Annotated in this window: 15 protein-coding genes; 4 read left to right on the forward strand and 11 right to left on the reverse strand. The window is 34.4% G+C overall.

Features of this window, described 5'->3' with window-relative positions:
* The 4 genes from AC1DVP_RS19545 to AC1DVP_RS19560 all read left to right on the forward strand — a co-directional run bounded on the left by AC1DVP_RS19545 (position 1) and on the right by AC1DVP_RS19560 (position 3,758).
* A complete protein-coding gene (locus AC1DVP_RS19545; protein WP_477185156.1) occupies positions 1-639 on the forward strand; it encodes a peroxiredoxin in 639 nt (212 codons plus the stop codon).
* 155 nt (positions 640-794) lie between these two features.
* Positions 795-1,103 (forward strand): thioredoxin family protein, encoded by a 309-nt coding sequence (locus tag AC1DVP_RS19550; RefSeq protein WP_315252437.1) that lies wholly within the window; start codon positions 795-797, stop codon positions 1,101-1,103.
* Between the two features lie 77 nt (positions 1,104-1,180).
* On the forward strand, positions 1,181-1,438 hold the full coding sequence (locus AC1DVP_RS19555) for a DUF6952 family protein (RefSeq protein WP_477185157.1): 258 nt from the start codon (positions 1,181-1,183) through the stop codon (positions 1,436-1,438).
* A gap of 211 nt (positions 1,439-1,649) precedes the next feature.
* Positions 1,650-3,758 (forward strand): thioredoxin domain-containing protein, encoded by a 2,109-nt coding sequence (locus AC1DVP_RS19560; RefSeq protein WP_477185158.1) that lies wholly within the window; start codon positions 1,650-1,652, stop codon positions 3,756-3,758.
* Positions 3,759-3,948: 190 nt separating this feature from the next.
* Here the strand turns inward: AC1DVP_RS19560 and AC1DVP_RS19565 are convergent, their stop codons facing one another.
* The 11 genes from AC1DVP_RS19565 to AC1DVP_RS19615 all read right to left on the reverse strand — a co-directional run bounded on the left by AC1DVP_RS19565 (position 3,949) and on the right by AC1DVP_RS19615 (position 24,673).
* Positions 3,949-5,505: a vanadium-dependent haloperoxidase gene (locus tag AC1DVP_RS19565; protein WP_477185159.1), complete on the reverse strand. Its 1,557-nt coding sequence runs from the start codon at positions 5,503-5,505 to the stop codon at positions 3,949-3,951.
* Positions 5,502-6,362: a hypothetical protein gene (locus tag AC1DVP_RS19570; RefSeq protein WP_477185160.1), complete on the reverse strand. Its 861-nt coding sequence runs from the start codon at positions 6,360-6,362 to the stop codon at positions 5,502-5,504. The genes AC1DVP_RS19565 and AC1DVP_RS19570 overlap by 4 nt, the downstream gene beginning before the upstream one ends.
* A 114-nt stretch (positions 6,363-6,476) precedes the next feature.
* Positions 6,477-7,925, reverse strand: coding sequence for a RagB/SusD family nutrient uptake outer membrane protein (locus AC1DVP_RS19575; RefSeq protein WP_477185161.1), 1,449 nt, complete (start codon positions 7,923-7,925; stop codon positions 6,477-6,479).
* Between the two features lie 17 nt (positions 7,926-7,942).
* The gene (locus AC1DVP_RS19580; protein ID WP_477185162.1) at positions 7,943-11,092 is read right to left on the reverse strand and encodes a SusC/RagA family TonB-linked outer membrane protein; all 3,150 of its coding nucleotides are present in this window, start codon (positions 11,090-11,092) and stop codon (positions 7,943-7,945) included.
* A gap of 157 nt (positions 11,093-11,249) precedes the next feature.
* Positions 11,250-11,711: a hypothetical protein gene (locus AC1DVP_RS19585; protein ID WP_477185163.1), complete on the reverse strand. Its 462-nt coding sequence runs from the start codon at positions 11,709-11,711 to the stop codon at positions 11,250-11,252.
* A 47-nt stretch (positions 11,712-11,758) separates the two neighbouring features.
* Positions 11,759-12,964, reverse strand: coding sequence for a hypothetical protein (locus AC1DVP_RS19590; RefSeq protein ID WP_477185164.1), 1,206 nt, complete (start codon positions 12,962-12,964; stop codon positions 11,759-11,761).
* 576 nt (positions 12,965-13,540) lie between these two features.
* Entirely contained in the window at positions 13,541-16,837 is a 3,297-nt protein-coding gene (locus AC1DVP_RS19595; protein ID WP_477185165.1) for a VCBS repeat-containing protein, read from the reverse strand.
* Positions 16,838-16,896: 59 nt separating this feature from the next.
* The gene (locus tag AC1DVP_RS19600; protein WP_477185166.1) at positions 16,897-19,107 is read right to left on the reverse strand and encodes a CRTAC1 family protein; all 2,211 of its coding nucleotides are present in this window, start codon (positions 19,105-19,107) and stop codon (positions 16,897-16,899) included.
* A 67-nt stretch (positions 19,108-19,174) separates the two neighbouring features.
* Positions 19,175-20,653, reverse strand: a complete 1,479-nt coding sequence (locus AC1DVP_RS19605) for a vanadium-dependent haloperoxidase (protein WP_477185167.1) — start codon at positions 20,651-20,653, stop codon at positions 19,175-19,177.
* A gap of 166 nt (positions 20,654-20,819) precedes the next feature.
* A complete protein-coding gene (locus AC1DVP_RS19610; protein WP_477185168.1) occupies positions 20,820-21,362 on the reverse strand; it encodes a hypothetical protein in 543 nt (180 codons plus the stop codon).
* A 29-nt stretch (positions 21,363-21,391) separates the two neighbouring features.
* Entirely contained in the window at positions 21,392-24,673 is a 3,282-nt protein-coding gene (locus AC1DVP_RS19615; protein ID WP_477185169.1) for a VCBS repeat-containing protein, read from the reverse strand.
* Positions 24,674-24,927: the final 254 nt, after the last annotated feature.

The raw sequence follows: 24,927 nt of genomic DNA on the forward strand, positions 1-24,927 counted from the left end.
ATGTCATTAGTAGGTAAAAAATTCCCTAGCATTGCAGTAGACGCTATCTCAGAAATGGGTGATAATTTAAAAATCAACATCTTCGAAGAAGCAACAAACAACAACAAAAAAATACTTTTGTTTTGGTACCCAAAAGATTTCACTTTTGTATGTCCAACAGAATTACATGCTTTCCAAGCTGCTTTACCGGAATTTGAAAAAAGAAACACAATCGTGATCGGAGCTTCCTGCGATACTAACGAAGTTCACTTTGCTTGGTTAAACACTCCAAAAAACAATGGTGGAATTGAAGGCGTAACGTATCCAATCCTTGCTGATACTAACAGAAACTTATCAAACATCCTAGGAATTCTTGATATTGATTCAACTGAGTATAGCGAAGAAACAGATTCAGTAATCATCGAAGGTTCTAATGTTACTTTCAGAGCGACTTATTTAATTGACGAAACTGGAAAAATCTTCCACGAAAGTGTAAATGACATGCCATTAGGCCGTAACGTAAATGAATATTTACGTATGGTTGACGCTTATACTCATATCCAAGAAAAAGGTGAAGTTTGTCCTGCAAACTGGGAAGCTGGTAAAGAAGCAATGAATGCTGACAGAAAAAGTACTGCAGAATATTTAAGTCTAAACTAATATCAATAGCAATATTAAAAATCAATAGTAATATCAATTACAATAACAATAAAAATAAACGGATTTTCTCTGTAAATTAAATTTTGACATTGTAATTGATATTCATTTAAAAAGTGATTTTTGACATTGAAATTGATATTGAAATTGAAAAATCTATGTTAATCGAATTAAACGAAGATACATTAGGAACCGTAGTGGCTCAGAATGAAAAAGTGGTAGTTCAATTTTCGGCTTCATGGTGCGGTAACTGCAGAATCATGAAACCAAAATTCAAAAAATTGGCTTCAGAAAACGAAGGAATTTCATTTGTTTTGGTAGATGCTGAAAATTTTCCAGAATCAAGAAAACTGGCTAACGTAAGCAACTTGCCAACTTTTGCCACTTTCGTAAACGGAAAATTAGTAAACGAAACCCAAACCAATAAGCAAGAAGTTTTGATTGAATTGGTTAATGAAATTGTTTAAATCAATAATTGGAATTTTAGACTGTTAGATTTTTCGAATCTTTTATCTAAAAATCCAGCAATCTAAAAATCTAAAAAATGAAGTTACCAGTAATAAAACACCTGACCCAGTTCATAAAGGAAAACGATCAGGATTACCTCATCGAAACCATCGAAGTACTGGAAGCTATGACCGAAATTCCTTCATTGAAAGACGAAGAATTAGATGTTATAGGAGAATTAATTTCGAATATGTACGGTGCCCTCGAAGTTCACAAAATGACGCAGCAGGGAACCGATAAAAAAGAGGCTCTTAATAGTTTCATGAAACGAGTATTGGGATCTATTGACAAATAAAAAAATTATAAGCATTTCAAAAACACACTCCATTTACTGAGTGTGTTTTTTTTTGCCCAAAAAATTGGAATGCTTTCTATCATTAAGTCTGAAAAGTGCTATTTGGGTTGTTTTTATTGCATTAGAAAATATTTTGAAAACAAATTAACAGTAACAGCTGAAAATACTTTATATTAGTTATTCCTAATAAAAATTCAATTTCAGACATATTATGCCTCGCCAACTTTTACTTTTATTGTTAGTCCTTTTTTTCATTAGCTGTAATCAAAAAACAGCAGAAGAACAACAGTTTAAACATACTAATGAATTAATAAATGAATCAAGTCCCTATCTTTTACAGCATGCTCACAATCCTGTAAATTGGACAGCCTGGAACACCGAAAGTCTTGCAAAAGCCAAATCCGAAAATAAACTGATTATCATCTCTGTTGGTTATTCCGCCTGTCATTGGTGCCACGTTATGGAAAAAGAAAGTTTTGAAAATGATTCGGTAGCCAAATTAATGAATGACAATTTTATCAGCATCAAAGTTGACAGGGAAGAACGCCCGGATATAGACCAAATCTATATGAATGCCGTACAATTGATGACTGGTAAAGGAGGCTGGCCATTAAACTGCATTGCTCTTCCTGACGGGCGTCCAATTTTCGGCGGTACTTATTTTACCAAACAGGAATGGATCAAAATGCTGACCGAAATTGCAGCATTGTACAAAAATGATCCTCAAAAAGTAATATCCTATGCTGACAAATTAATTGAAGGAATCAAAAAATCAGATTTAATCCAATTAAATACTGATGCAATTGATTTTAAATCTTCTGATGTAAATACGGCTGTAAAAAACTGGAAAGAAGTAATGGATTTTCACAATGGCGGTTTATTAGGCGATTCTAAATTCCCGATGCCAAAAGCACTGCATTTTTTATTGCGGTACAGTGTTCAAAACAAGGATAAGTCTTTGCAGGAATATATCAATAAAACATTAACAAATATAGCAGACGAAGGTCTTAATGATCCTATCGGAGGCGGTTTTTACAGATATACAGTAGATTCAAAATGGCATATTCCCCATTTTGAAAAAATGCTTTACGACAATGCACAGCTCGTTAGTTTATACTCGGATGCTTACCTTGTGAACAAAAATGAATTATATAAAAAGAAAGCTGATGAAGCCCTCTCTTTTGTAGAACGAGAACTTATGGCTTCCAATGGAGCATTTTATTCTTCAATCGATGCCGACAGCAAAAACAAATCCGGTAAATTAGAAGAAGGTGCCTACTACACTTGGGGGAAAGAAGAACTGCAGAAAATATTGAAAACAGATTTTTCACTTTTTCAAAAGTATTACAATATCAATGCAGCAGGATTATGGGAAAACAATAAGTACATTTTATATAAAACGCAGTCAGATATTGAGTTTGCAAAAGAAAACAATATATCTATAGCCGAGCTTAACACTAAACTCAAAAACTGGAAACAGACGCTTTTACAGCAAAGAGAAAAAAGACCTCGTCCACATCTTGATGACAAAACCCTTACTTCTTGGAATGCTTTAATGATAAAAGGATTTGCTAGTGCTTACCGCAGTTTTAAAAACCCACATTATAAAGAAATAGCTTTGAAAAGCGCTTCCTTTCTACTGAACAATCAGATTCAAAAAGACGGCAGTTTATACCACAGCTATAAAGACGGAAAGAGCAGTATTACTGGCTTTTCTGAAGATTACGCCAGTCTTATTGATGCATTTATTTCGGTATACCAAATTACTTTGGACGAAAAATGGCTGACAAAAGCCAAAGAACTTACTGATTATTCACTCCGCCATTTTCTTGATAAAAAAACCAGTATGCTTTATTTTACATCCAATAGCTCTAAAAATCTGATTACCAGAAAAATAGAGATCAGAGATGATGTCATCCCTGCATCTAACTCTGTTTTTGCTCAAAATCTATTTCTTTTAGGACATTATTATTCTAATGCGGTATATTCTAAAATAGCCAAACAAATGCTTCATAATGTGGCTGTTGATGCCGTAAAATACCCTACGGAATACTACAATTGGCTAAACTTAATGCTGAATTATACTGGAAACTATTATGAAGTAGCCATATCAGGAAAAGAAGCGCTGTCAAGAATTAATACTTTGCAGACCTATTATTTGCCAAATATTCTGATTGCCGGGTCAACAAAAGGAAGCAGTCTGCCAATAATGGAAAGTCGATTTATTCCAAATGAAACCTACATCTATATCTGCGTTGAAGGTGCCTGCAAACTCCCTGAAACAGATGTTATAAAAGCAGTTTCAAAACTGCAGTACTAAAAATACATGTAAACTATGTCTGATCTAACAAATGATACCGTTTTTCATTCCCTTACAAATGCATTTACATTCTGCAATAAATAACTTATCGTAAAAAAGCAGCTATTTTATTAAAAGCAAAGCCCAGCAGACAAATAGCTGCTAGGCTTAGGCTCCCTTTTTAGAAAATCAAGATAACTATTTTACACTCTTATTCGGCTCCATCAATGGCAGCTCTTGCAACGGCAAAACCTGCGACTTTTTTGCCTAATTCCAATCCTTTTTCGCAGTCGCTCCTGTAATGAATAGCTCCATACATCCTTGAGTTTGATGCTTCTATGGCCATCGCTTCATAATCGCCTTTTTTAGTAGGGATTATGTGTGATAAAACGGTACAGGCTGCTGCACTAAAAGTTGAATGTCCAGAAACATACGCTGGAAAATTAGGAACTCCTGTTGAAGTTTTAATTGAAGAGTCCATTTGGCTCGGACGCGGATTGAAATAGGTGTACTTTGCATCCCAGCAGCTTATAGCCGCATCCATCATGGCAATATTTAATAATGCCATATTTCTTGCCCAGCGTACTTCGCTAAAACTTTCGTTTACAAAAGATTCGGAAGCAATGGCATTCCAATGTCCAGGAGGCGTATAAGTATCAACTCCATCAGCCCAAAAACTGACAATTTTCAGAAGTGATCTTGAATTCTCCTGACTGTATTTTTTTATCTCAGCCAGCTCTTTTGCAAAAGCATCAGATTTTGTGGAAGGAGGCGCAGGCGGACGGTTTGCCACAACATTTGCTTCTGTCATCAAAAACGATTTTACTTTACCAAATAAAGGCAGCATAGGCGGTCTGGCGGGTACTTCTAATGATTTCCATGGAGTTTCTCCTGTTGCGGCAGTTTGGGATTCTAACGCTGCCCAAATTGCCGGCGTCCCAATGGCAGCTCCAGCACCATCAGTGGAAGCGCGAGCTATGAATTTTGAAGCGACTTTTCTGCCCAAACTTATTCCAGCATCAACATCTGAGCGGACATTCACGCCGCTAATGATTCTGTATAGCTTTTCTTCTTCAGCTTTTTGGTCGATATAAGCAATTTCAGTTGGGAATAATAATTTTAATAGCTCAACGGTAACTCCCGCAACAACCGCATCTTCTGAAGGATATGAAGGCAGAGTGCTTTTGGGAATTAAAACCTGCAGAGCAGTATCAACTTTATATGGTGCAGCTCTGTTATACAGCTTTTTATAATGCCATGCTGCAATCAAGGCATCGTACTGAGCAGCACTTACATAAGCATACGCCCGCGCTGCGTAAGGCGGGTTAGAAAATGGAAATTGTGGATATGCAAAAGGATTGGCTCCTGAAGGAGCTGGATAAGTTCCGTCTTCATTTTGATAAGGCGGACGATTATGTCTTGCTACCAATGTCCTCAAAATTTCGTTCCAGCGCAATACGCTGCCAACGCTCCAATAATTTATAATTTCTTTTTGTTCATCGGTAATACTAGCCTGAAAACTCTTGATTTCGTTAATCTCTCTAATGTAAGCAGGCGTATTTGTTGCAACTGGAACGTCTATTGAAAATTCGTCAGGGCTGGTTAAAAGGTAAGTTTTCCAAGTCCCAGCTGAAGCATCAGTATTTGTTGGATTTAATTTTGGAAACTGTTCATTGCGTTCTGTAATGTCGTCATTGCATGAATACATAAGAACTGCTATTAAAAGCAAAAAGCTTTTAAAGATATTTTTTTGAATGTTATTTTTCATTTTGCTTTTTTAAAATTAATCAGATAGAATATTCCTCCATACAAGGAAGCTGCTTTTCCCACATTTCTTCCCTCAGTTACTACGTTATAACCTCCAACAACTGCTAATTCAGGAATCTGCTTCAAAGTATATTTAGCATTAAAACCAATTTTCCAGGCATTCATCGTATTGCTTGGAAAAGGCATATTGTTCTTTGTAATGTCAAACCCTCCTTGTGTTGTCCAATTATCAATAACGGCTTCGGCAATTAATCTTTCGGAACGGTATCCCAGTCTCAAATTGAAGTTTATGGCATCAGGCATATCTACTTCATTGGTATAATGAACCTCATCGTCCAAATAGGAATTTCGATCAATGGTGATATTTGCTCTTTTACTATAAGCAAAAGACAAAGTGGTAAAAAACTCATCAACCTGTACATCTCCCATCAGCCGTAAGGATACAGTTTTACTATGAAGCCCAATACTTAAAGGCAAATAATCTGCAGAATAGTCAGTTGTAGGCATCGAATAACTTCCTAAAGCATATAAGGAATAGGTAACGTTGCCTACAGTTTTCTCAAGGGGCATGTATTTTACAGTTAATGCTAAATCCTGCATTCCTTTTTGACCCCTCATCGTTCCTGCTGTAGCTTTCGTTTGAATATACGGAACGCTAAAAAGAACATTCAGCCTGTCTGTTATGCCATAATTTCCCATAACAGCAGCTCCTTGAGCAGAAACAGTGCCCAGATTAAGATTCTCTCTTTTGAAAGTACCTTCCCAATACTGATTCCAGCTGCTGTATTGATAAACGGCCCCGACACAAAAATTGTTTTTGCTCATCATAATAGCATCGATATCGGTCTGTGCGCTCATCAAAAGCGGCATTAGGAAGAGGCAACTCAAATATAATTTTTTCATTTATTTCTACTTTATTAATTAATGGTTGATTTTATAGATTTTAATTCAAGCTTTATATTTATGCATTATTTAAGGATTAGGCACCATCAGTTTATTGGCTGAAATCTCACCGCTTGGAATTGGCCAGATATAATTACTGCTTGATACTAAAACCAATGGAGCAGTACCAATAGATCCTTTTTTGGCAGGTAAGGTTTGCAGTCTTCTTTGCAAATCCATCAGTCTGAATCCTTCACCTAAAAGTTCAATATCTCTTTCTTTCCATATCGAAGCCAATAATGCGTCTTTGGTGCCAACCTCAGCATTTGAAAACACATAACTTGGATTGGATCTATTCCTAACGGCTGTCAACAAAGCTGTCGCAGTAACTAAATCATCTTTATTGGCAGCGGCTTCAGCATAATTCAATAAAATTTCGGCATATCGAATTACCGGTACATAGTCACGAAACGGAGCCGTTGTAATACTGAATTTTTTCAGCACTTTTTGATTTGCTGAATTGGTGCCAATCAAACTAGAACGTGCATCAGCACTGGAATTCAAGGCTGGATCACTCGAAATGCCAGCAGTTGTCAAAAATATAATAGGCTGCGCCAAATAGTTAAATGCCAATGCATATTGAGAAGCAGGGGTTTCGGTTGTTGTATTAGCAAAAGGAATACTAAAAACAGCTTCAGTTCCCGTGTAGCTTCCACCAAAAATTACAGCAAAATTAGCTTCTAGCTTATGCGTTAAATTTCCAGCCTTATATTGAAAAGGTGCAGTTGAAGACACTATTTTCTGAACCTCTGCAAGCACTTTGTCATAATTGGCCTGCACCAAATAGACTCTTGTTTTTAATGCTATTGCCGTGCTTTTTTTGGCTCTGGAAACATTCAATAAGGATGTAGTATATTCAATAGGCAGATCATTTTCGGCCTCATCTAAATCTTTTAGAATCTGGGTATAAATAATGTCAATGGAACTGCGTGCCAAATCATTGTTTCCCGATGTGGTAATCGGAGTCAAACGCAATGGCAAACCCAATCCGTTTTTGTCCAAATTATAAGGTTTCGCATAGGTCTGAATCAGACTAAAGTAAGAGAAAGCACGAATGAATTTGGCTTCGGCTATATAGTTCTTTGCCAATGCTTCCGTGATTACTGTACTTCCGTTCAATTTGCTTATTAAAATATTAGAAGCATTAATAGCTGTGTAGCAAACCGACCAAACATTGTTTACAAAATCATTTGTCGAAGCTACGTTTTGATTCCACACGGCTGATCCTGTTGCCGCATTACCGTCATTCTGCCCAAATTGATCGGCTCTCTGCTCATTAAAAATGATGAATCTTCCTCCGTAATAGTTTTGATTCTGCAGCTGTTTGTACAAATTATTGGTCTGCGCCAAAATTTTGCCGGGCGTACTATAAGCAACTTCTTCGGGGATGCTTGTCTCTGGGACTGTATCCAATAAATCATCATTGCAGGCCGTCATAGCCACAAGAAAGAACAAAGTGATTAGAATATATTTTTTCATTTTGTATATTTTAAAAATTAAAACCCAATATTTAAACCAACTGTGTAAACTTGCGCATTGGATGGCACGTTTTGATCTTTTCCAGAATTGATAGAATTCCCATTAATAGAAACCTCAGGATCCGAACCTCTATATTTGGTAAACGTATACAGATTATTTCCTTGCAAATAGACATAGACAGAAGTAAAACTATTTTTCAAGAAAGTCTCTTTAACAGGCACGTTATAGCCCAAAGAAACATTTTTAAATTTCAGATAAGAGCCATCTTCCACTTTAGAAGTACTTGAGAATGAAAATCCGGCCGAAACGTTGTCCCCATAATACAATTTCTGAATATCTGTAACCTGACCAGGAGTTGTCCATCTGTTTTTGATGAAAGTTCCGTTGTTAAAATAACGCTGATCTGAAATCGTAGCTCTAGTTCCATTATAAAGTTGATTTCCTTCTGAAAAAGTTAAATTAACTCCCAAAACAAAATTCTTATAATTGAAAGTATTATTTAATCCTCCAAAAACTTTCGGCAGTGACGATCCCTGCATTACTCCATCTTTGTAATTGTCTATAGCAGGAGCTGCAGATCCATCAAGATAAGTCCATTTTGGTGAACCAATATGATTGTATTGAACTTCTTTTCCTTCGCTGTTAACAAAAATCATTTGACCATTTGCAGGATTCACACCATGAGATGGAACGGCGAAAATAGAACCCACTGAGTACCCTACCCTTGTCATATTTTGAACTCCAAATACGCTGGGAACAAAAACATCGTTTACCAAAGAAGTCACCTCGTTTTTGAGTGTCGAAAGATTTAGATTAACGTTCCAATTAAAATCTTTTGAACTGACAACAAGCGCATTAATGCCCAACTCATAACCCGTATTGTACATTCCTCCAACATTTTCATTGATATAATTGTTTGGGATTCCAGCTGAAAGAGATTGTGGCGCCTTAAGAATTAAATCTTTTATAGTGTTTTTGTAATAATCCATTTCGACCGAAATACGATTATTTAAAAGTGTAAAGTTGATTCCCAAATCAAGTTTTGAACTGGTTTCCCATTTTAAATTGGGATTGGCAGTTTGTGAATAACCTAATGTTGGAGACCCGGCATAAGTAGAAGAATCATACGTTCCTATTGATGGATAATTGCCTATTTCACTGTTTCCTACAATACCGTAACTCGTTCTGATTTTGAAATTATCTATGTACTTATTAATCCCTGAGTTTTTATAGAAAGACTCTTCAAAGATGTTCCAACTTAAAGCTCCTCCACCAAAATCACCGTATTTATTCCCTTCGGATAAAGCTGAAAGTCCATCGATTCTATAATTCAAACTCAAAAAATATTTGTTTTTGTAATTGTAGTTTAGATTGGTAAAATAAGACAATAAGGCATTCTCCGTTAACACATTCCCCACTGGAGATATATTGGCATAACTTCCCTGATAATTCGTATAATAAGGATTGGTCACATTGCTTTGCGAAGCTCCCCAACTGTCCATCGTAGTTTTGATGCGCTCATAACCCAAAAGTGCAACGAAATTGTGATTTTCTTTTAGAGAAGCTTTATAAGTAAGCGTATTTACCCAATCGGTTCTTAGCAAATCGGCTTCTATGTTTGTCGCCACACCATTATAGGCATACCCGCCACCGTGGGTTGGGTTAAGAAATAATTTATTTTCAACCCCAATATTGTTCAATCCAAAACTAGTTCTGAAAGTTACATTTTTCCATATATCAAACTCACCGTAGATATTTCCTAAAATGGATCTACTTACCGAAGTTGTTAAATCAAGAGTCTGTACCATTGCAAGATTATAGGCATTGATAGTTCCAATAATGGATGGAATATTATTTCCATAACCAACACTTATCCCGTTTTGAATACTGTAAGATCCATCTGGTTTGTAAACAGGAACGTTGGGAGGCAGAACATAGGTCATTCTTCCCAAAGGTTCATTGGTAATATATTCTGTATTATAAGTAGATGACGACATCGTGTTTCCTGCAACGGCTCCCGTATTTGGACCTACATTTTTGGCATTACTATAGGAAAAATTGGCTCCAACCCGAATGTATTTATTAATCGTATGACCAATGTTTAATCTTGTCATATAGTTTTGAAACGTATTGTTTTTTATAAAACTATTTTGATTGCTGTAATCTGCCGAAAAATAATACTGCGTTGATTCATTTGCTCCAGAGATATTTATATTGTGATTACTTGATAAACCTGGTTCATAGGCAACATCATACCAACTTGTATCTACAGTGCTTCCGTCAGTATTTTTTGATAGAAAAAAACCAGGTGCTTTCCCTGCATTGACTAAAGCTTCATTTTTTATAGCGGTATAATCTTCTGCGTTTAATAATTCGGGCAGATTATAAGGCGTGCTTCTGCTGTACCAGCTATTATAATTAAATCGGGTTGCTCCTTTTTTACCTTTTTTAGTGGTTATCACCATAACTCCATTAGTTGCTCTTGAACCATAAATTGCGGCAGCCGATGCATCTTTCAAAACATCTATAGACTGAATGTCGTTTGGGTTAATCGCGGATAATGGATTATTCCCAACGAATCCTCCCAAAGAACCGGAAAAAACTGCTACTCCATCAACTACTATTAAAGGAAAAAGACCTGAAGTAATGGTGTTTAAACCACGAACACGGATGACAGGCGTGTTGTTGAGTACAGCCGAAGATTGAATAACATCTATTCCTGTTCCTTGTCCTCCCAATAATTGATCAAAACTGGTAGTTGGTCTATTTTGCAATTGTCTTGCTGAAACGGTTGAAACTGAACCAGAAAACTCAGACTTTCTTTGGGTTAAATACCCGCTTGAAATTAGGACTTCATCTAATTGGTTAGAGTCATTAAGCAGTTTTATTTTTAATAAATCAAAAGAATGTACCACAATTTCCTGTGTTTTATATCCTATATAACTCAATTTTAATGTAATTGGCAATTTTTGATTTTGAATGACGAATTCGCCATTTTCATTGGTGGTGACTTCTTCAATATCTGACTTAACCGTTACTCCGTTCAATGGCAGATCGGTTTTGGCATCTAATGCTGTCCCTTTCAAATTTTGCTGCTGCGCATACAATGGTGCAGTAAGCAAAAAGAAAAAACAGAACAATAACTTTAAATATTTTTCTCGTGACATATTGTATATTTTGATTTAAACTTAAAATTTAGGGGCTGATTGTAACTATCATTTTATCATAGCAGTAATGTATTCTGTTGAAATGTTTTCATTTGCTATTATATTTATTCTTTTAATATTTGATAATTAACAGTTTAAGTATTTGTCGTAAAATTTTTTATTCTTTTTTTAAATTCATTTCTACATAATAATCCTCATTATATTTTCCAGCAATAACGAGTGCTCCCGCAACCAAAACAATGTTTTTGATAATGTATTGGCCGACCAAAGTTGGTTCATATGGGAAACCGTCAAAACAGCTGGATTTTAAAATAAAAAAAGGAAAGAGGGTTGCAGACATATGCAATAATAAGAAAAATATCGTTAAAGGAATCAGTTTTTTTATCAGTAACCCAAATCCGATCAAGACTTCACATATTCCAAGAATAGGAATAAAAATTTCTGGCTTGAACCAAAAAACAGTTTTCTCTACTAAGTCACCAGCCGGGCTCAATCCGAAGATTTTCAAAGCACCAAACCAAATGTAAACTATCGCAAGAGCAATGCGCATCAAGTTGATACTGTGTTTTTCCATTTTTTTGCTTAATAAAAAATAGAAAGAATTAAAAGTAGTTTTCATCTATCTTTAAGTTTTAAATACTAACATCATTAACTAAAACATGATAGCTATTTAGGCATTGTCAGTGTCATTTTTTTACCCAATTTAAATCTGTAAGAATATCCTAGATTTATAGAATAATCTGCGAAAGCTGCATCCCCTTGTACATGAACATACTTGGCAGGATCAGTAATTACAGAATTCTGCAGATCTTGGCTTGCAATATCGGCAGCACTCTGAATACGATTTTTTACAATATTATAAGGAATAAATAAACTTAAAGTATGTTTTCCTATATGATAAGAAAAACCATACTCTACCGCTACAACATATCCAGGACGACGATAGGCTGCCTGACCTCCAAAAGCATCATAAGCAGGAATACCTTCAATTCTTCCAGCTAGCGAAACATTAAAATTTTCTTTTTTGTCAACAGCAACTGATAAACCGCCTCTTGCAAAATATTGATCTGGGCAAGCATAAATTTCATATCCTTCTAAACCAGCTTTTGGCGATGATTTAAATGTGCCGTTTGATTCCTTTGGGTTGAATAAATAATATCCATTTGCAAATCCGTAAAGACGTCCTGTTAATTGTCTGAATACTTGTACCTCTGCCGAAATTCCAACTCCGCCATCACCTGGCTGAATGGCTTGATCCATTATCACTCTTTTTGTTGTTCCGTCGGCTTGTGGTGCGTCATCCATTTTATCATGGCTTCCGGTATTTAATTTTAATCCCAATCCTAGCATCAAATTACCTTTGTGAGCCGTTTTTGGGTCAAAAAACCAATAATTTACACTTAGTCTTGCATCTGCAAAACCTTGTGCATAAACACTGTACCTAAGAGTGTCTTTTACAGGGCTCGTTTGTCTTAGAACCTGTGAACGTTCATTGTGAACATAGGGCAAAGTGGCGTTTATCTGGACTCTATTGGTGATACCGTAAGAAAAATTAAAATCTACCGCATGCGAATAAATGTTTACGGCATTGCCTTGTTCTACGCCGTTTTTGTCATGTCCGCCACCTTTAGTCTGTCGCTCCAATTGTTCTTCTTTACCAACAAAATGTCTCCAGGAATGAAAATAACGGTAATTTGTCCCTACTTGAAATTCGCCTTTGTCCAAATTATAAGAACTGGCAGAATTCATGTAAAGCCCTCCCATTTGACGAACTGCCACACAACCTTGAGCAGTAATTTTTTCTGTTTGAAAAGTGATTAAAATGAACATTATAAAAATGAATGCGGTATGTGATGAATGTATTTTTTTCATGATATGTTTTTTTATTAATCGACATAAAATATTTCTATTTTCCTTATGGAAAATAATTACAATAAAATTGTCGGAGTATTTATAAAGATTAATATCCATTAGAATTGCAAATCAGTTTTTTATAAATTCTGATTCTATCTAAAAGATAAAAATGGTGGATTACTATTTCTAACCCATAAAATGAACTATCTTCAATTGAGGTTTATCCACAGAAGAATAAAAGGACACAATAATTTAGCAGTAAAATTTAGAAAAGATAGATTTACATTCGTTCAGAAAAACATGCAGGAGTATAAAAATAGCCTTAGTTTATATTGAAATAGTTTTGAGACTACTCTGAAAAATTGTTTATAAACAAAAATTCAAAGATGTTGCCAAATATTGAATTGCTAATTAAAATTTATAAAAACAATACCTTACAAGATCTTTGACCTTGTAAGTATTGTTTTTAAGAATTATAACCTGCCTCTACACATAAAATCTTGCAGAAGAATTGCATCTCATATGAAATCAATAAACCAATAATTATTCTCAGATGATGAGACAACTATTCCTTAGCCTATTTTTATTAAACTTCTAGTTAATTCTGATAGTCTGCAAATACGAATTGTTATTGGTTACAAGAAAGTATTTTTTGTCTTTTACTTTAATTTTTTCCATGTTTTTCACATCGCCTGGAGTAAAGAATCCGCTTTTAACCGCTGAAATAGGCTTGAACTCTCCTTTACCGTTTCCTTTTAAAAATAAACCATGACCAGCATCATTTCTTGGTGTTTCCACTTCAGAATTAAACATATTGCCCGTAATTAGAGCATCAAGTTTGCCATCCTTATCAAAGTCATCAACTGCAATCTGATTAATACAGCTAATCTGTGCTTCAATAGGCAGTTTGTGAATGACAAATTTGCCATTTTTGTTTTCTAAATAAATACTTGCAAATGATTTCACTTTATAATGTAAGGCTTCTTTAAGTGATTTCTCTGTATAAACATCAACTAGAGTGGCTTCTGAAAAGCTTTCATAATCCTTGAACTTCTTCTTGATATTCGGGATTTGCTGCGATGAACAACCACGGCCACGCACTGGATATTGCTTTCCATCATTATAGTAACTCAATACAATGTCTTTGTGCTTATTATTGTCAAAATCTTTTACATAAATATCAAAGGTTTCATTGGGAGTAGCTTGATATTTATAATTCAAGCCATTATTTCCAACAATGTAATCCATGTCACCATCTTTGTCAAAATCCCCTTGCTGAATGCTCCACCACCAGCCGGTGGCATCATCAGTAAGTCCCATGTTATTTGTAACTTCCTTGAAACCTGATTTAGTATTTTGAAAAGCACAGATTGGCATCCATTCGCCAACGACAATAATGTCGTCCAATTTATCATTATTAAAATCGGTAATTACAGCACTTGTTGCCATCCCTAAATTTATAAATTCTTTAGGGGATTTTTTGGAAATTTCGAATCGGGGCTGTGTTACTGAACTAATATTATGCAATAAATAAGTTGTAGCCGGTGAAGGATATTGTCCCGGAACTTGTCTGCCTAATACCAAAAGATCTTGTTTTCCATCTTTATCATAATCAATCGGATATACTTTTGAGCCACTTGTCAGCATCTTTGGCAGCGCACCTTTTGGCGCTTTGGTAAAATCGCCTTTTCCGTTATTGAGGTATAATCTGTCTTGTAATTTTGGATCGTTAACTAAAAATTCATAACCGCCGCTTACTACATATAAGTCATTGTCGCCGTCATTATCAGCATCAAAAATCAATGCCCCAGTATCTTCACTTGCTTTATCGTCTTCAAGTGCTTGAATATTTTTTTCTGCAAAACCATTTTTAGTCTGCATAAAAACTTTTCCAGGATAGGTTGCAGAACCTCCAATGAAATAATCATCAAGACCATCTTTATTTAAATCACCAACAGAAATAACAGGACCAAAAGTTGACATTTTATGAGGCAGCAATACCTGATCTTTAAAATCATCATATACATTTTCTTCGTGCTTAAAGACTGGAAATAATCCATTAACATTTGTAAATAAAGGAGTTTGGATAATTGTTTTTGCTGCTGTTTCTTCTTTGGCGTCCTGTTCTTTAAAAGTTAATGTTTGATTTGCTTTAACATTATATAATTTTTGCACCTTACCGCTCGTCCAAACTACTTTTACCTCATCAATTGTTTTCTCTTTTGCTACACCAAAATGCACTTCAGGAGCCACTGATGACTGAAATCCTCTTGTTAAAGTAAGCTCCTGCATTTGGGTTCCTTTTTTTGTTTTTATATAAACACGATTCCCCAAACCAAAAATATTTTTTGAATTTCCTTTGAAATTTACCTTGATGTAATTATTGATTTTAGAGCTTGAATTTTCAAAAACAGATGCATAATCATCAATATTATTTATGATTAAATCTAAATCTCCATCGTTATCTAAATCCACATATGCTACACCATTTGAAAAGCCTTTATATTCAATTCCCCATTTTTTATTTACTTGTTCAAAATTTAAWTTCCCTTTATTTTGAAACATAAAATTATCAATTTTCTCAGAAGGAATTTCTTGAGATTTCTTAAGCAGATCCTTTGGTTTTAAATTTAAGGTTTCTAAACTATGAAAGAAATCATTATTATTGATTTCTCTTCTGGTTCCGTTACTTACAAATAAATCTTTGTTCCCATCATTGTCAAAATCAGCAAATAAAGGCCCCCAGCTCCAATCTGTAGATGAGGTTCCTGTAATACGGGATACATTACCAAAATGCGGGATCCCGTTTTCATTAACTCCTGTATTTAGCTGCATGCAATTATGCATATATTGATGATTAAAACCAGCATTAATTACGTCCCAAAAAAGTTGCGGATTCATGCTGGACATATTCGCTTTTTTTCGACGATTGTCCTTAGCATCCATATCTACCTGAAACATATCTAAATTACCGTCGTTGTTAAAATCAGAAATATCTACACCCATTCCGTAAAAAGAATTATGGGGTGTAGCCTGTTTTGCGACTTCTTTAAAAGTACCATCCTGATTATTGATGTACATAAAATCAGGCGAATTGAAATCATTTGAAACATAGATATCAGGCCAGCTGTCATTGTTTAAATCACCAATTGTTGCACTTAATGATAAGCCGTAAGCTTTTACACCTGCTTCTTGTGTAACATTGGCAAAATGGTTACCATCATTTCGGTATAAATGCCCTGTTTCATTGTCCTTGACATGGCGCATCATCTGCACATAGTCCCCGGTTGCCGAATTGAATTTTGTGGGCGGATAGTTTGCTACAAATAAATCTAAATCACCATCTTTATCGTAGTCAAAAAAAGTTCCCTGAATACTGTTTCCTATATCATCAATTCCGTATTCTTTGGCTTTTTCTGTAAAAGTCCCATTTCCATTATTGATATACAGTTCATTATTTTTTGGTCCAAATTTCCCTCCTACACTACAATAAATATCTAAAAAACCATCCGCATTCACATCTGCCATAGTAACTCCAGTGTACCAACGGGTATCACCTCCTACACCAGCTTTTTTAGTGATATCTTCAAATTTTAGATTTCCTTTGTTTAGGTATAATTTATTTGAAACCTGATTCCCGGTAAAAAAAACATCAACAAGACCATCATTATTAATATCTCCAGTTGCGACTCCTCCTCCTAAATAAATATAATTATAGGTAAAGTAATTCAAGGAATCATTTTCTGTCAAATTATTGCTAAAATCAATACCTGTATCAGCCCGGTCTAAAGAAGAAAATATTTCCTCATCTGATTCTTTAGTAGAACAGCTAACAAGCAATAATATGCTTAAAAGGCTAAAAAAAACTACTTTTATTTTTCTATTTTTCATTTTTATAATAATAAAATTTATTTTGTCTCTCCAATGTCTAAAACTCTAATTTTATTGAATCAAACACAAATAGAGGATTTCGCTCCAGCAGTTGGAAAAATTATTTTTTTGATGTTTATTTTTGAAAAATTATTTTCACCTTCAATGATTTTGATGAATTGATTTGGCTGTACATTTTTAAATACTTTCTTTTTCTGGCTTTTTGGCCATGTAATTTCAATTTGGTCAATGATTGTGGCTTGACCCACACCAATTTCCATCCTTAAAGCTGATGCTCCAAAACTTCCGCCTGAATTTACTATTCTATATACAGATCTTGAAACGCCATTTTCTTTGAAACTTACTTTTATTTTTGCTCCAATTGCAGAACGATTACTATCTGTACCTTCTAATTTCATTTTTATCCAACGGTTGTTGTTTTGACCAGGGTTAAGATATAAAGCATTATTAAAAGCATCTCCTGAATAGGCACCTCCGACTTCTATAAAAATATCAGAATCACCGTCATTATCAAGGTCATTAAAGGCCACACCATGACCTTTCTGCAAGTTTCCTACCCGACCAGAAACAGTGACATCAGCAAATGTACCGTTGCCCATATTTCTAAATAATTTATTAGGTGTCAGCGATTTGTAATCTGGATTTCCAGTTCCTAGATACATATCTAAAAAACCATCGTTATCAATGTCTCCAAAATTTGAACCCATGGCATATACTGTTTTACTTAGTCCCGATATTTTAGAAACATCTGTAAAAGTGCCATTATGGTTATTGTGGTATAAATACATTTTGCTATTCCCATTTGGAATACCCAAAGCTTCTTTTGCTGTTTCACCAGCAATAGAACCATTAAATTGATAACCACAAACAAAAATATCCTGCCAGCCATCATTATCATAATCCCAAAACCATGTTGGAAAAGTCATTATATTAATTCCTGTCAAACCTGCTTCATCTGTAGCATCTATAAAGTGTGGAATACCATCTTTAACACCTGTATTTTTTAATAACGTTTTCCTTTTATTCATTCCAGAAAGAAACAAATCGATATCACCATCATTATCATAATCACACGATGTAGAACCTTTTATAAAATCAACAATGTCACATTTTGCGGCTTGAGCAACATTAGTAAATGTACCATCTTGGTTATTTATGTATAATTCTGAAGGGTAAGATTCAATAGGAGAAGACTCGTTACCAATAAATAAATCCAAATAGCCATCATTATTGAAATCATTCCAATTACCCGCTTGAGTTGGTAATTCAGAATATAATCCGCTTTTAATAGTCACATCAGTAAAAGTACCATCACCATTATTACGTAATAACGAATTCGGCTGTCTGCCATATTTGCCCATCCAAGCTCCTCTCATAACAAAAATATCAGTATCGCCATCATTGTCATAATCGGCTTGTACCATATTTAAACCTCCTTTGAAACGACCTATTTCTGATTTATTTGAATAATCAGCAAATTTCCCTTTTTTATCGTTTTGATAGTAATGCATCACCCCATTCAAACTCCAATTAGAAGTAACAATGTCCAAATAATTATCATTGTTGAAATCATCAACAATAATACCTCCAGACATATTTCTGCTCTTTATGCCTACATTAGAAGCAACATCCACAAACGGTTTTATACTGTACCCCGAACTGTCTTTATTTAGACCAGGTATTAGCCATTGTTTGGGAACATTTAAAGGGTAGCCGCCTATGGTCATATAAGCAATATTGAGCAGCCATCTCGATTCATAATCCTCAGGATTTATAGTCATTAATTTCTCATAGATTTCAATTGCTTTCTGAGAACCTTCCCGTATTGTATGAACTCCTTTTTTTTGAATAGGAATAATGCAAGACTCTGGATTGTGATAATTAACACAGTTTTGTTTTTCACCTAGCCTCATATAAGCAATTGCCAAAAATTTCAGTGACTGAGGACTATCTTTTCCATCCATCTCCTTTTTTCTCTTGATGACACTTTCTAAGATTGCCACAGCCTCAGCCTCTTTTCCAAGCTTCAATAATGCATTTCCTTTATTCAATTCGTTGAATAATTTGAAAAAACCCTCACCAGAACTTTTAATTATTGAGTCATAATAATCGATTTCAGCTTGTGATGCAAATACATTATCACTCACATTATACATATTCTTTCTAGCCTCCAAAATCTTAACCATCTTATCATTGGAATTAGAAAAATAATCACAAGACTGTGTTAAAATAAACACTATAAATAGTAATAATAACTGTTTTATTTTCATGATTAAATATTTTAAATTAGACTAATTTTCTTTAAGCTGTAATACTTATTTAGAAAATTCGTCATTATTATTTAGCTTTATTTCCTATATGAATATTATAAAACTTCCAAACTTCATGAGCCACATTTCTACCTAGTTTAAGTCCTTCAACATTATCTGTCTGAATATGATAGCCTCCCATTACTCTGGAAATTCCTGCCATGTTAGCTGTTTCTGTAAACGTTGGGAATTTTAGAACAACAGGTTTTCCTATGTTATTTGGTTCTGTCATTGACCCTGGAGTATTACAAGTTGCAGACTCTCCAAAAGTATCACTTCCTGTCCATAATTTTAGTGCTTCACCACATCCTCCACTAATTGTACTGTGTCCAGAAACATAACCTGGAAAAGCAGGACATAAAAAAGTATCCGGCGAATAAGGTCTCCAATCCTGCCCTTTCATATCAATATTTCCAAAACCAGGACCACCCCATGCTTTTATATTTTGATCTTTATAATAATGATGAACTAAAGCATAGGGACGAGCAAAATCGTAAAACATTTTTGTATCCCAACACGCTATAAAACAATCCATAGCAGTCACCTGATTATAAAAAAACATTTTTACGTCCTGATCCAAAGTGTGCTTATCACGTCTGGAAACATCTTGGGCAAATTTTAACCAATGTCCAGCTTGTTGTACTGATTTAGGGCCATCACGCATAAATTCTACCAATGCTTTTTGTTCATTAGTAAGATTGTATTGCAAATCAATTAGTTCTTTAACTTCATTTTTGAGTTGTTCTGAATCCAATGCTGGTGGTGGTATAGGACGAAACTGGTCTCCTGATTGTAATCCTACAGGTTTTACTTTGTTCCAAAATGGAGTTGCACAAACTGGCGCAAACTTACCGCCTTTCCCATCTGAAAAATATTTTGGCTGCCAATGACTTACATCAATCATTTCATCTGGAGAATTGACTGGTTTATAATTTACATAGTTAAAATACGGAGTTCCATTGGAACCATTTTCTTCTCCATATTGATTTGATCCGTCATGCTTTCTTGCTTCAATTACTGCTTTTGCCGCTAAATTGCCTATTCCTACTGGCGTATTTGGATCTAGAGATTTATCATTAGGATCCAGTCCAAGTTTAACCATAAAAGCTGTAAACATTTCTTTGTCTGAAAAATAATATTCGCATAATGCATTATACGCTGCATAACTAATAGCAATCTCTTTATTTTTAAGTGTCTGCTCTTTATTAGGCCTTCTTTCTGTATTTTTTAAATATACCGGAATTGCCTTTTGATCATAACGGCTCCAAGCATCAAAAACAGCAACAAATGTCAATCCTAAATAACGAGAAGTCACTGTTGGTCTTGGTTTAAATCTTTCGGTATCATTACCAGTAGCTATTACTGCTATTTCCGACCATTTATAGGCTATATTATTTTCTCCTGATGGTTCTTTACTTTGATTTTTATCCGCTTTAATATACGCAGATACATTCGTTGATAAAGTACAAAATAACAGCACTTTAAACAAAAATTTATAAGTTTTCATGTTGGTAGTTTTATATGGTTTGTTAATAGATTTCTTTTCAATTAGATTAATTGAATGATGTATGTTAATTTTAAATAAGCAAATTCAATCTTAAGCTAAAACTAAAGATGTATCCAGAGCAAGATTGGAGAATCATGCTTATTTATATTTAACACCGAAGGAAATACTATACCATATCGGGAGGAGGATAATTAGTTGTAAGGTATCCTGAAAGAAGGTCTTCTTTTGGATTGTATGAATTTAACGTAACAGCAGAGATTAATTTAGTAGCTGTAATAACTAAATTAGTGCTGTCATTGGGAATATAATCCTGAATAAAGGATTTCATTAATTTTTTACTTGGATTTTCTTTGTTAGAGTTCGTATCAAATAATTGACTGTCAACAATTGTTTTTAAATCCTTGCTCAAAAGCTTTTTATGAGAGTTCTTTAAGCAGTATAATTTTAAAACATTGTTTAGAATTCTTTTCTTAAAAACATGATAGACCTTATTTTCGATCACGAAATCTTCATTAGCATCATCAAAACCTGAATCAACAACATAAGCATAAGGATTAATCTTGATTTCGATTACTTCAAAATTTGAATTATCTGTTTTTTCCATAGCATTCACCCACACTTGCTCTTGTTGTTCAGCAAACATGATATAAAATCCTAAAACATTGTAAAACAATGTTACGATTAAAAAAAGTGATGCAATTTTTTTCATTTATAAATGACTCTTTTAGCTTTTATTGATTATTTAATTATAGAATACAAGCTCAATGGCGCATTATTATTTGCAATTATCAGACATGATTTACCAGCAATTTTTATTTTTTTCATTTGTTTGGCATTTGATGCATTATAAAAATTTAAATCTTTGTAAGGCCTCAAGTTACCTTTGGAATCTCCCAGCAGTATATAACCCACGTTACTGTCGTAGCGTATTGTTTCGACTTCAGACTCATAAATCCCCCCAACACCAATAACATCTTGATAGCTGTCATTATTAATATCTGCAAAGACAAAAGACATTGTTGGACCAATTTGAGCGGTACCCGGTAACTCCTTAAACTCAAATACTCCTTTGCCATTGTTAATAGCGTACCCAGATTTAAATTGATACACTTCTTTATGGTAAGATGCCTGCAATTCTTTTTCCCCATAAATATCAGACATACTGGAAAGTGCAAAGCTTTTAAAAGTTGGTGCTTTCTTGCTCACAAATGAATTTTGCTGTGTGGAGCATTCCTTCCCTCTCACGGGCACCAGATTTCCTTTGTACAGTTTACTCAATACCATATCATAAGTGGCATTGCCATCAAAATTATTTCCATAGATGTGCAATGGTTTCTCAACTGAAGGATGAAATTTATTGTTCCCCCCTAGATTTCCAAAGAAATAATCCAGATCGCCATCATTATCAATATCAGCCTCGGCAACTGTATTCCACCAGCCTTCAGAATTTTTGAACTGCGGAATGCTGGCTTTTTTGAAATGCCCATTTGTGTTTTTCAAAACCGCAATTGGCATCCATTCACCTGCAACAATACAATCCTTGTCTCCATCATTATCATAATCCGAAAAAATAAAATCATTGACGATTCCAATCTTAGAAAACTCTGGTGCTATTGTTGCGGTTACATCTTGGAATATTCCTTTATCATTTCTTAAAAAATAAGATTGAGGAACAAGCGGATATTTTCCTGGTACACAATGACCGCCAACCGCCAAATCCAAATCACCATCCTGATCAAAGTCAATAGCTTTTACGGCTTTGGTACACGAAAACATTTTAGGAAGTCCAGTGCTTTTTACAAACTTTCCATTTTTGGCATTCAAATACAATCGGTCTTGCAATAGTGGACTATTCTCAGATAATTCATATCCGCCGCTAGTTACATACAAATCCAAATATCCGTCATTATTGGCATCAAAAAATAAAGCTCCATTATCTTCAAAACCTTTATCTTTTTCAAAATCTGTTTGAGTTGAAACAATAAATTTTCCCGAATGCTCCTGCAGATAAAGTCTGCCTGATTGTCCTTGGGCTCCGCCAATATAAAAATCATCCAATCCATCCTTATTTACATCACCAACTGCAAGAGCAGGCCCTTGCTGCGATAATTTTTGCGGAAGCAATACTTGTTTAGAAAAATCATTGAACACATTTTCCTGATGAATAAAATCTATTCCTAATCGTAATGGATCAACTTGAGTAAAATTTTTATTATTCTTTACAACAGAAGCCACAGTAGAGGCAGCATCTTTGATATCAAACTCGATAGTTTGATTAGCATCACTATTTTCTGCAATTGAGATTAAACCATTATCCCAAACAATTTCGATTTTATTTATTTTGGATTCATCACCCAAACCAAAATTCAAAACATTTGTTACACAAGACTGGTAACCTCTGTTAGTGTAAAGCTCTTGATATTGTTGCTTTTTATCTGTAAAAACTTTTACTTTTGCCCCAATGGCATTACTGTTTTTACCACTTCCAATTAATTTAATGTTTATAAAATTTCCGACTGAATTATTTTTGTAAATCGACGCTGTTGCCGATATATTATTTACAATTAAATCAAGATCACCGTCATTATCCAAATCTGCATAAGCCACTCCATTAGAATTTACTTTTCGATCCAGTCCCCAAGATTCTGTGGTATTTGTAAACGTTAAATCACCATTATTTTTATAACTGTAATTCGCTAATTTTTCTGAAGGCATCATATTCACGACATCCAAAACAGTCATGTGAATATTTTTATCCAAATTGCTTTTAACCTTTCGAACATAATCCTGATTACTGAAATTACGGTCTATTCCATTTGTAATAAATATGTCCTTGAAACCGTCATTGTCAAAATCTGCAATAAGTGGTCCCCAACTCCAGTCCGTTTTTGAAACGCCTGCCAATTGTCCTATGTCGCTAAACGACCCATTCCCATTATTTAATTGCAATACATTGGCCATATAGGGGCGATTATATCCGGCATTTATAATTTTTTCAAAGCCTTGGGTATTCATACTTGGCATATTCTCTTTACTACGCACATGATCTTCGGCAGACATTTCCAAAACCATCAAATCAGGCAGAAAATCATTATTGATGTCAGCAAAATCAGAGCCCATGCTGTTATAGGAAATATGGCTGAAACGTGAATTTAACTGATTGGAAAAAGTGCCGTCCTGGTTGTTGATGTATAAAAAATCAGGCATTATATAATCATTAGCTACATAAATATCAGGCCAGCCATCATTGTTATAATCTCCAATAGAAGCGCTTAACCCCCAGGCTTTATTAACTAATTTTGCTTGTTCAGTAACATCAGTAAAAACATTTCCGTCATTTCTAAACAAATGATCTGACGTTTCCGGATATTTTTTCTGATTCTCTTTCTTTTCAAGACGTAACGTATTCTTAAAATCAACTCTATGGTTTACTAAATACATATCTAAATCGCCGTCTTTATCATAATCAAAAAAATAGGATTGTATAGAAAAGCCTTTATCATCCAAACCATAAGAAGCGGCTTCCTCCTTGAAAGTGCCGTCTTTTTGATTGATGAACAGTTTATTTCTTCGCAAATTATCGTTATCCAATGACGCCGATTTGCATACATAAATATCCAGCCAGCCATCATTATTGATGTCGACCATTGAAGTACCAGTTGTCCATCCTTCCCCATCTGTTACATTTGCTGATTGGGTAATATCTTCAAACTTAAAATCACCTTTATTGAGATACAGCTTATTCGATTGTTGATTTGACGTAAAGTAAATATCCTGCAAGCCGTCATTATTGATATCACCAATAGCAACACCACCACCATTTAGAGCGTACATATATCGAACACAGTTGAAACTATTGTCTTGTTTTACTTGATTTATAAAATTAATTCCTGATTGTCCGCTGGGAACTAAAGAAAATAATGTTTTTGAATCTGAAGTTTTTTTCTTTGATTGAAAATTATCACAATTGACAAACAGCATAAAAAACACAAGAAACAAGGAAATTTGAATTAAGCGCATATATTTTTTAATAAATAAAATTTAATGAAATCAAGTTTCAATAAATTGTGAAAAACAAATTGTTTTAATGTGTTCTTTGCATTAGCATTTAGATTTATTCTGAAATAATGTACACTGACGAAGCCGTTTTTATTTACTTAAGTAAAAATTTTTTGAATATATTCAAAAAATTTTTAACTCAGAAAGAGCAACAAACGCCATTCATAACCTCTTCCATAAGAGAGACATAATGAATAAAATACTGTATTTGTTTA

This window comes from Flavobacterium sp. P3_A6, assembly GCF_056403035.1.

Bases quoted from the DNA above. Each gene is read 5' to 3' on its own strand.
- AC1DVP_RS19615 (WP_477185169.1), bottom strand. From the start codon at position 24,673: ATGCGCTTAATTCAAATTTCCTTGTTTCTTGTGTTTTTTATGCTGTTT.
- AC1DVP_RS19605 (WP_477185167.1), bottom strand. From the start codon at position 20,653: ATGAAAACTTATAAATTTTTGTTTAAAGTGCTGTTATTTTGTACTTTA.
- AC1DVP_RS19575 (WP_477185161.1), bottom strand. From the start codon at position 7,925: ATGAAAAAATATATTCTAATCACTTTGTTCTTTCTTGTGGCTATGACG.
- AC1DVP_RS19550 (WP_315252437.1), top strand. From the start codon at position 795: ATGTTAATCGAATTAAACGAAGATACATTAGGAACCGTAGTGGCTCAG.
- AC1DVP_RS19555 (WP_477185157.1), top strand. From the start codon at position 1,181: ATGAAGTTACCAGTAATAAAACACCTGACCCAGTTCATAAAGGAAAAC.
- AC1DVP_RS19580 (WP_477185162.1), bottom strand. From the start codon at position 11,092: ATGTCACGAGAAAAATATTTAAAGTTATTGTTCTGTTTTTTCTTTTTG.
- AC1DVP_RS19565 (WP_477185159.1), bottom strand. From the start codon at position 5,505: ATGAAAAATAACATTCAAAAAAATATCTTTAAAAGCTTTTTGCTTTTA.
- AC1DVP_RS19585 (WP_477185163.1), bottom strand. From the start codon at position 11,711: ATGAAAACTACTTTTAATTCTTTCTATTTTTTATTAAGCAAAAAAATG.
- AC1DVP_RS19600 (WP_477185166.1), bottom strand. From the start codon at position 19,107: ATGAAAATAAAACAGTTATTATTACTATTTATAGTGTTTATTTTAACA.
- AC1DVP_RS19570 (WP_477185160.1), bottom strand. From the start codon at position 6,362: ATGAGCGCACAGACCGATATCGATGCTATTATGATGAGCAAAAACAAT.
- AC1DVP_RS19560 (WP_477185158.1), top strand. From the start codon at position 1,650: ATGCCTCGCCAACTTTTACTTTTATTGTTAGTCCTTTTTTTCATTAGC.
- AC1DVP_RS19590 (WP_477185164.1), bottom strand. From the start codon at position 12,964: ATGAAAAAAATACATTCATCACATACCGCATTCATTTTTATAATGTTC.
- AC1DVP_RS19545 (WP_477185156.1), top strand. From the start codon at position 1: ATGTCATTAGTAGGTAAAAAATTCCCTAGCATTGCAGTAGACGCTATC.
- AC1DVP_RS19610 (WP_477185168.1), bottom strand. From the start codon at position 21,362: ATGAAAAAAATTGCATCACTTTTTTTAATCGTAACATTGTTTTACAAT.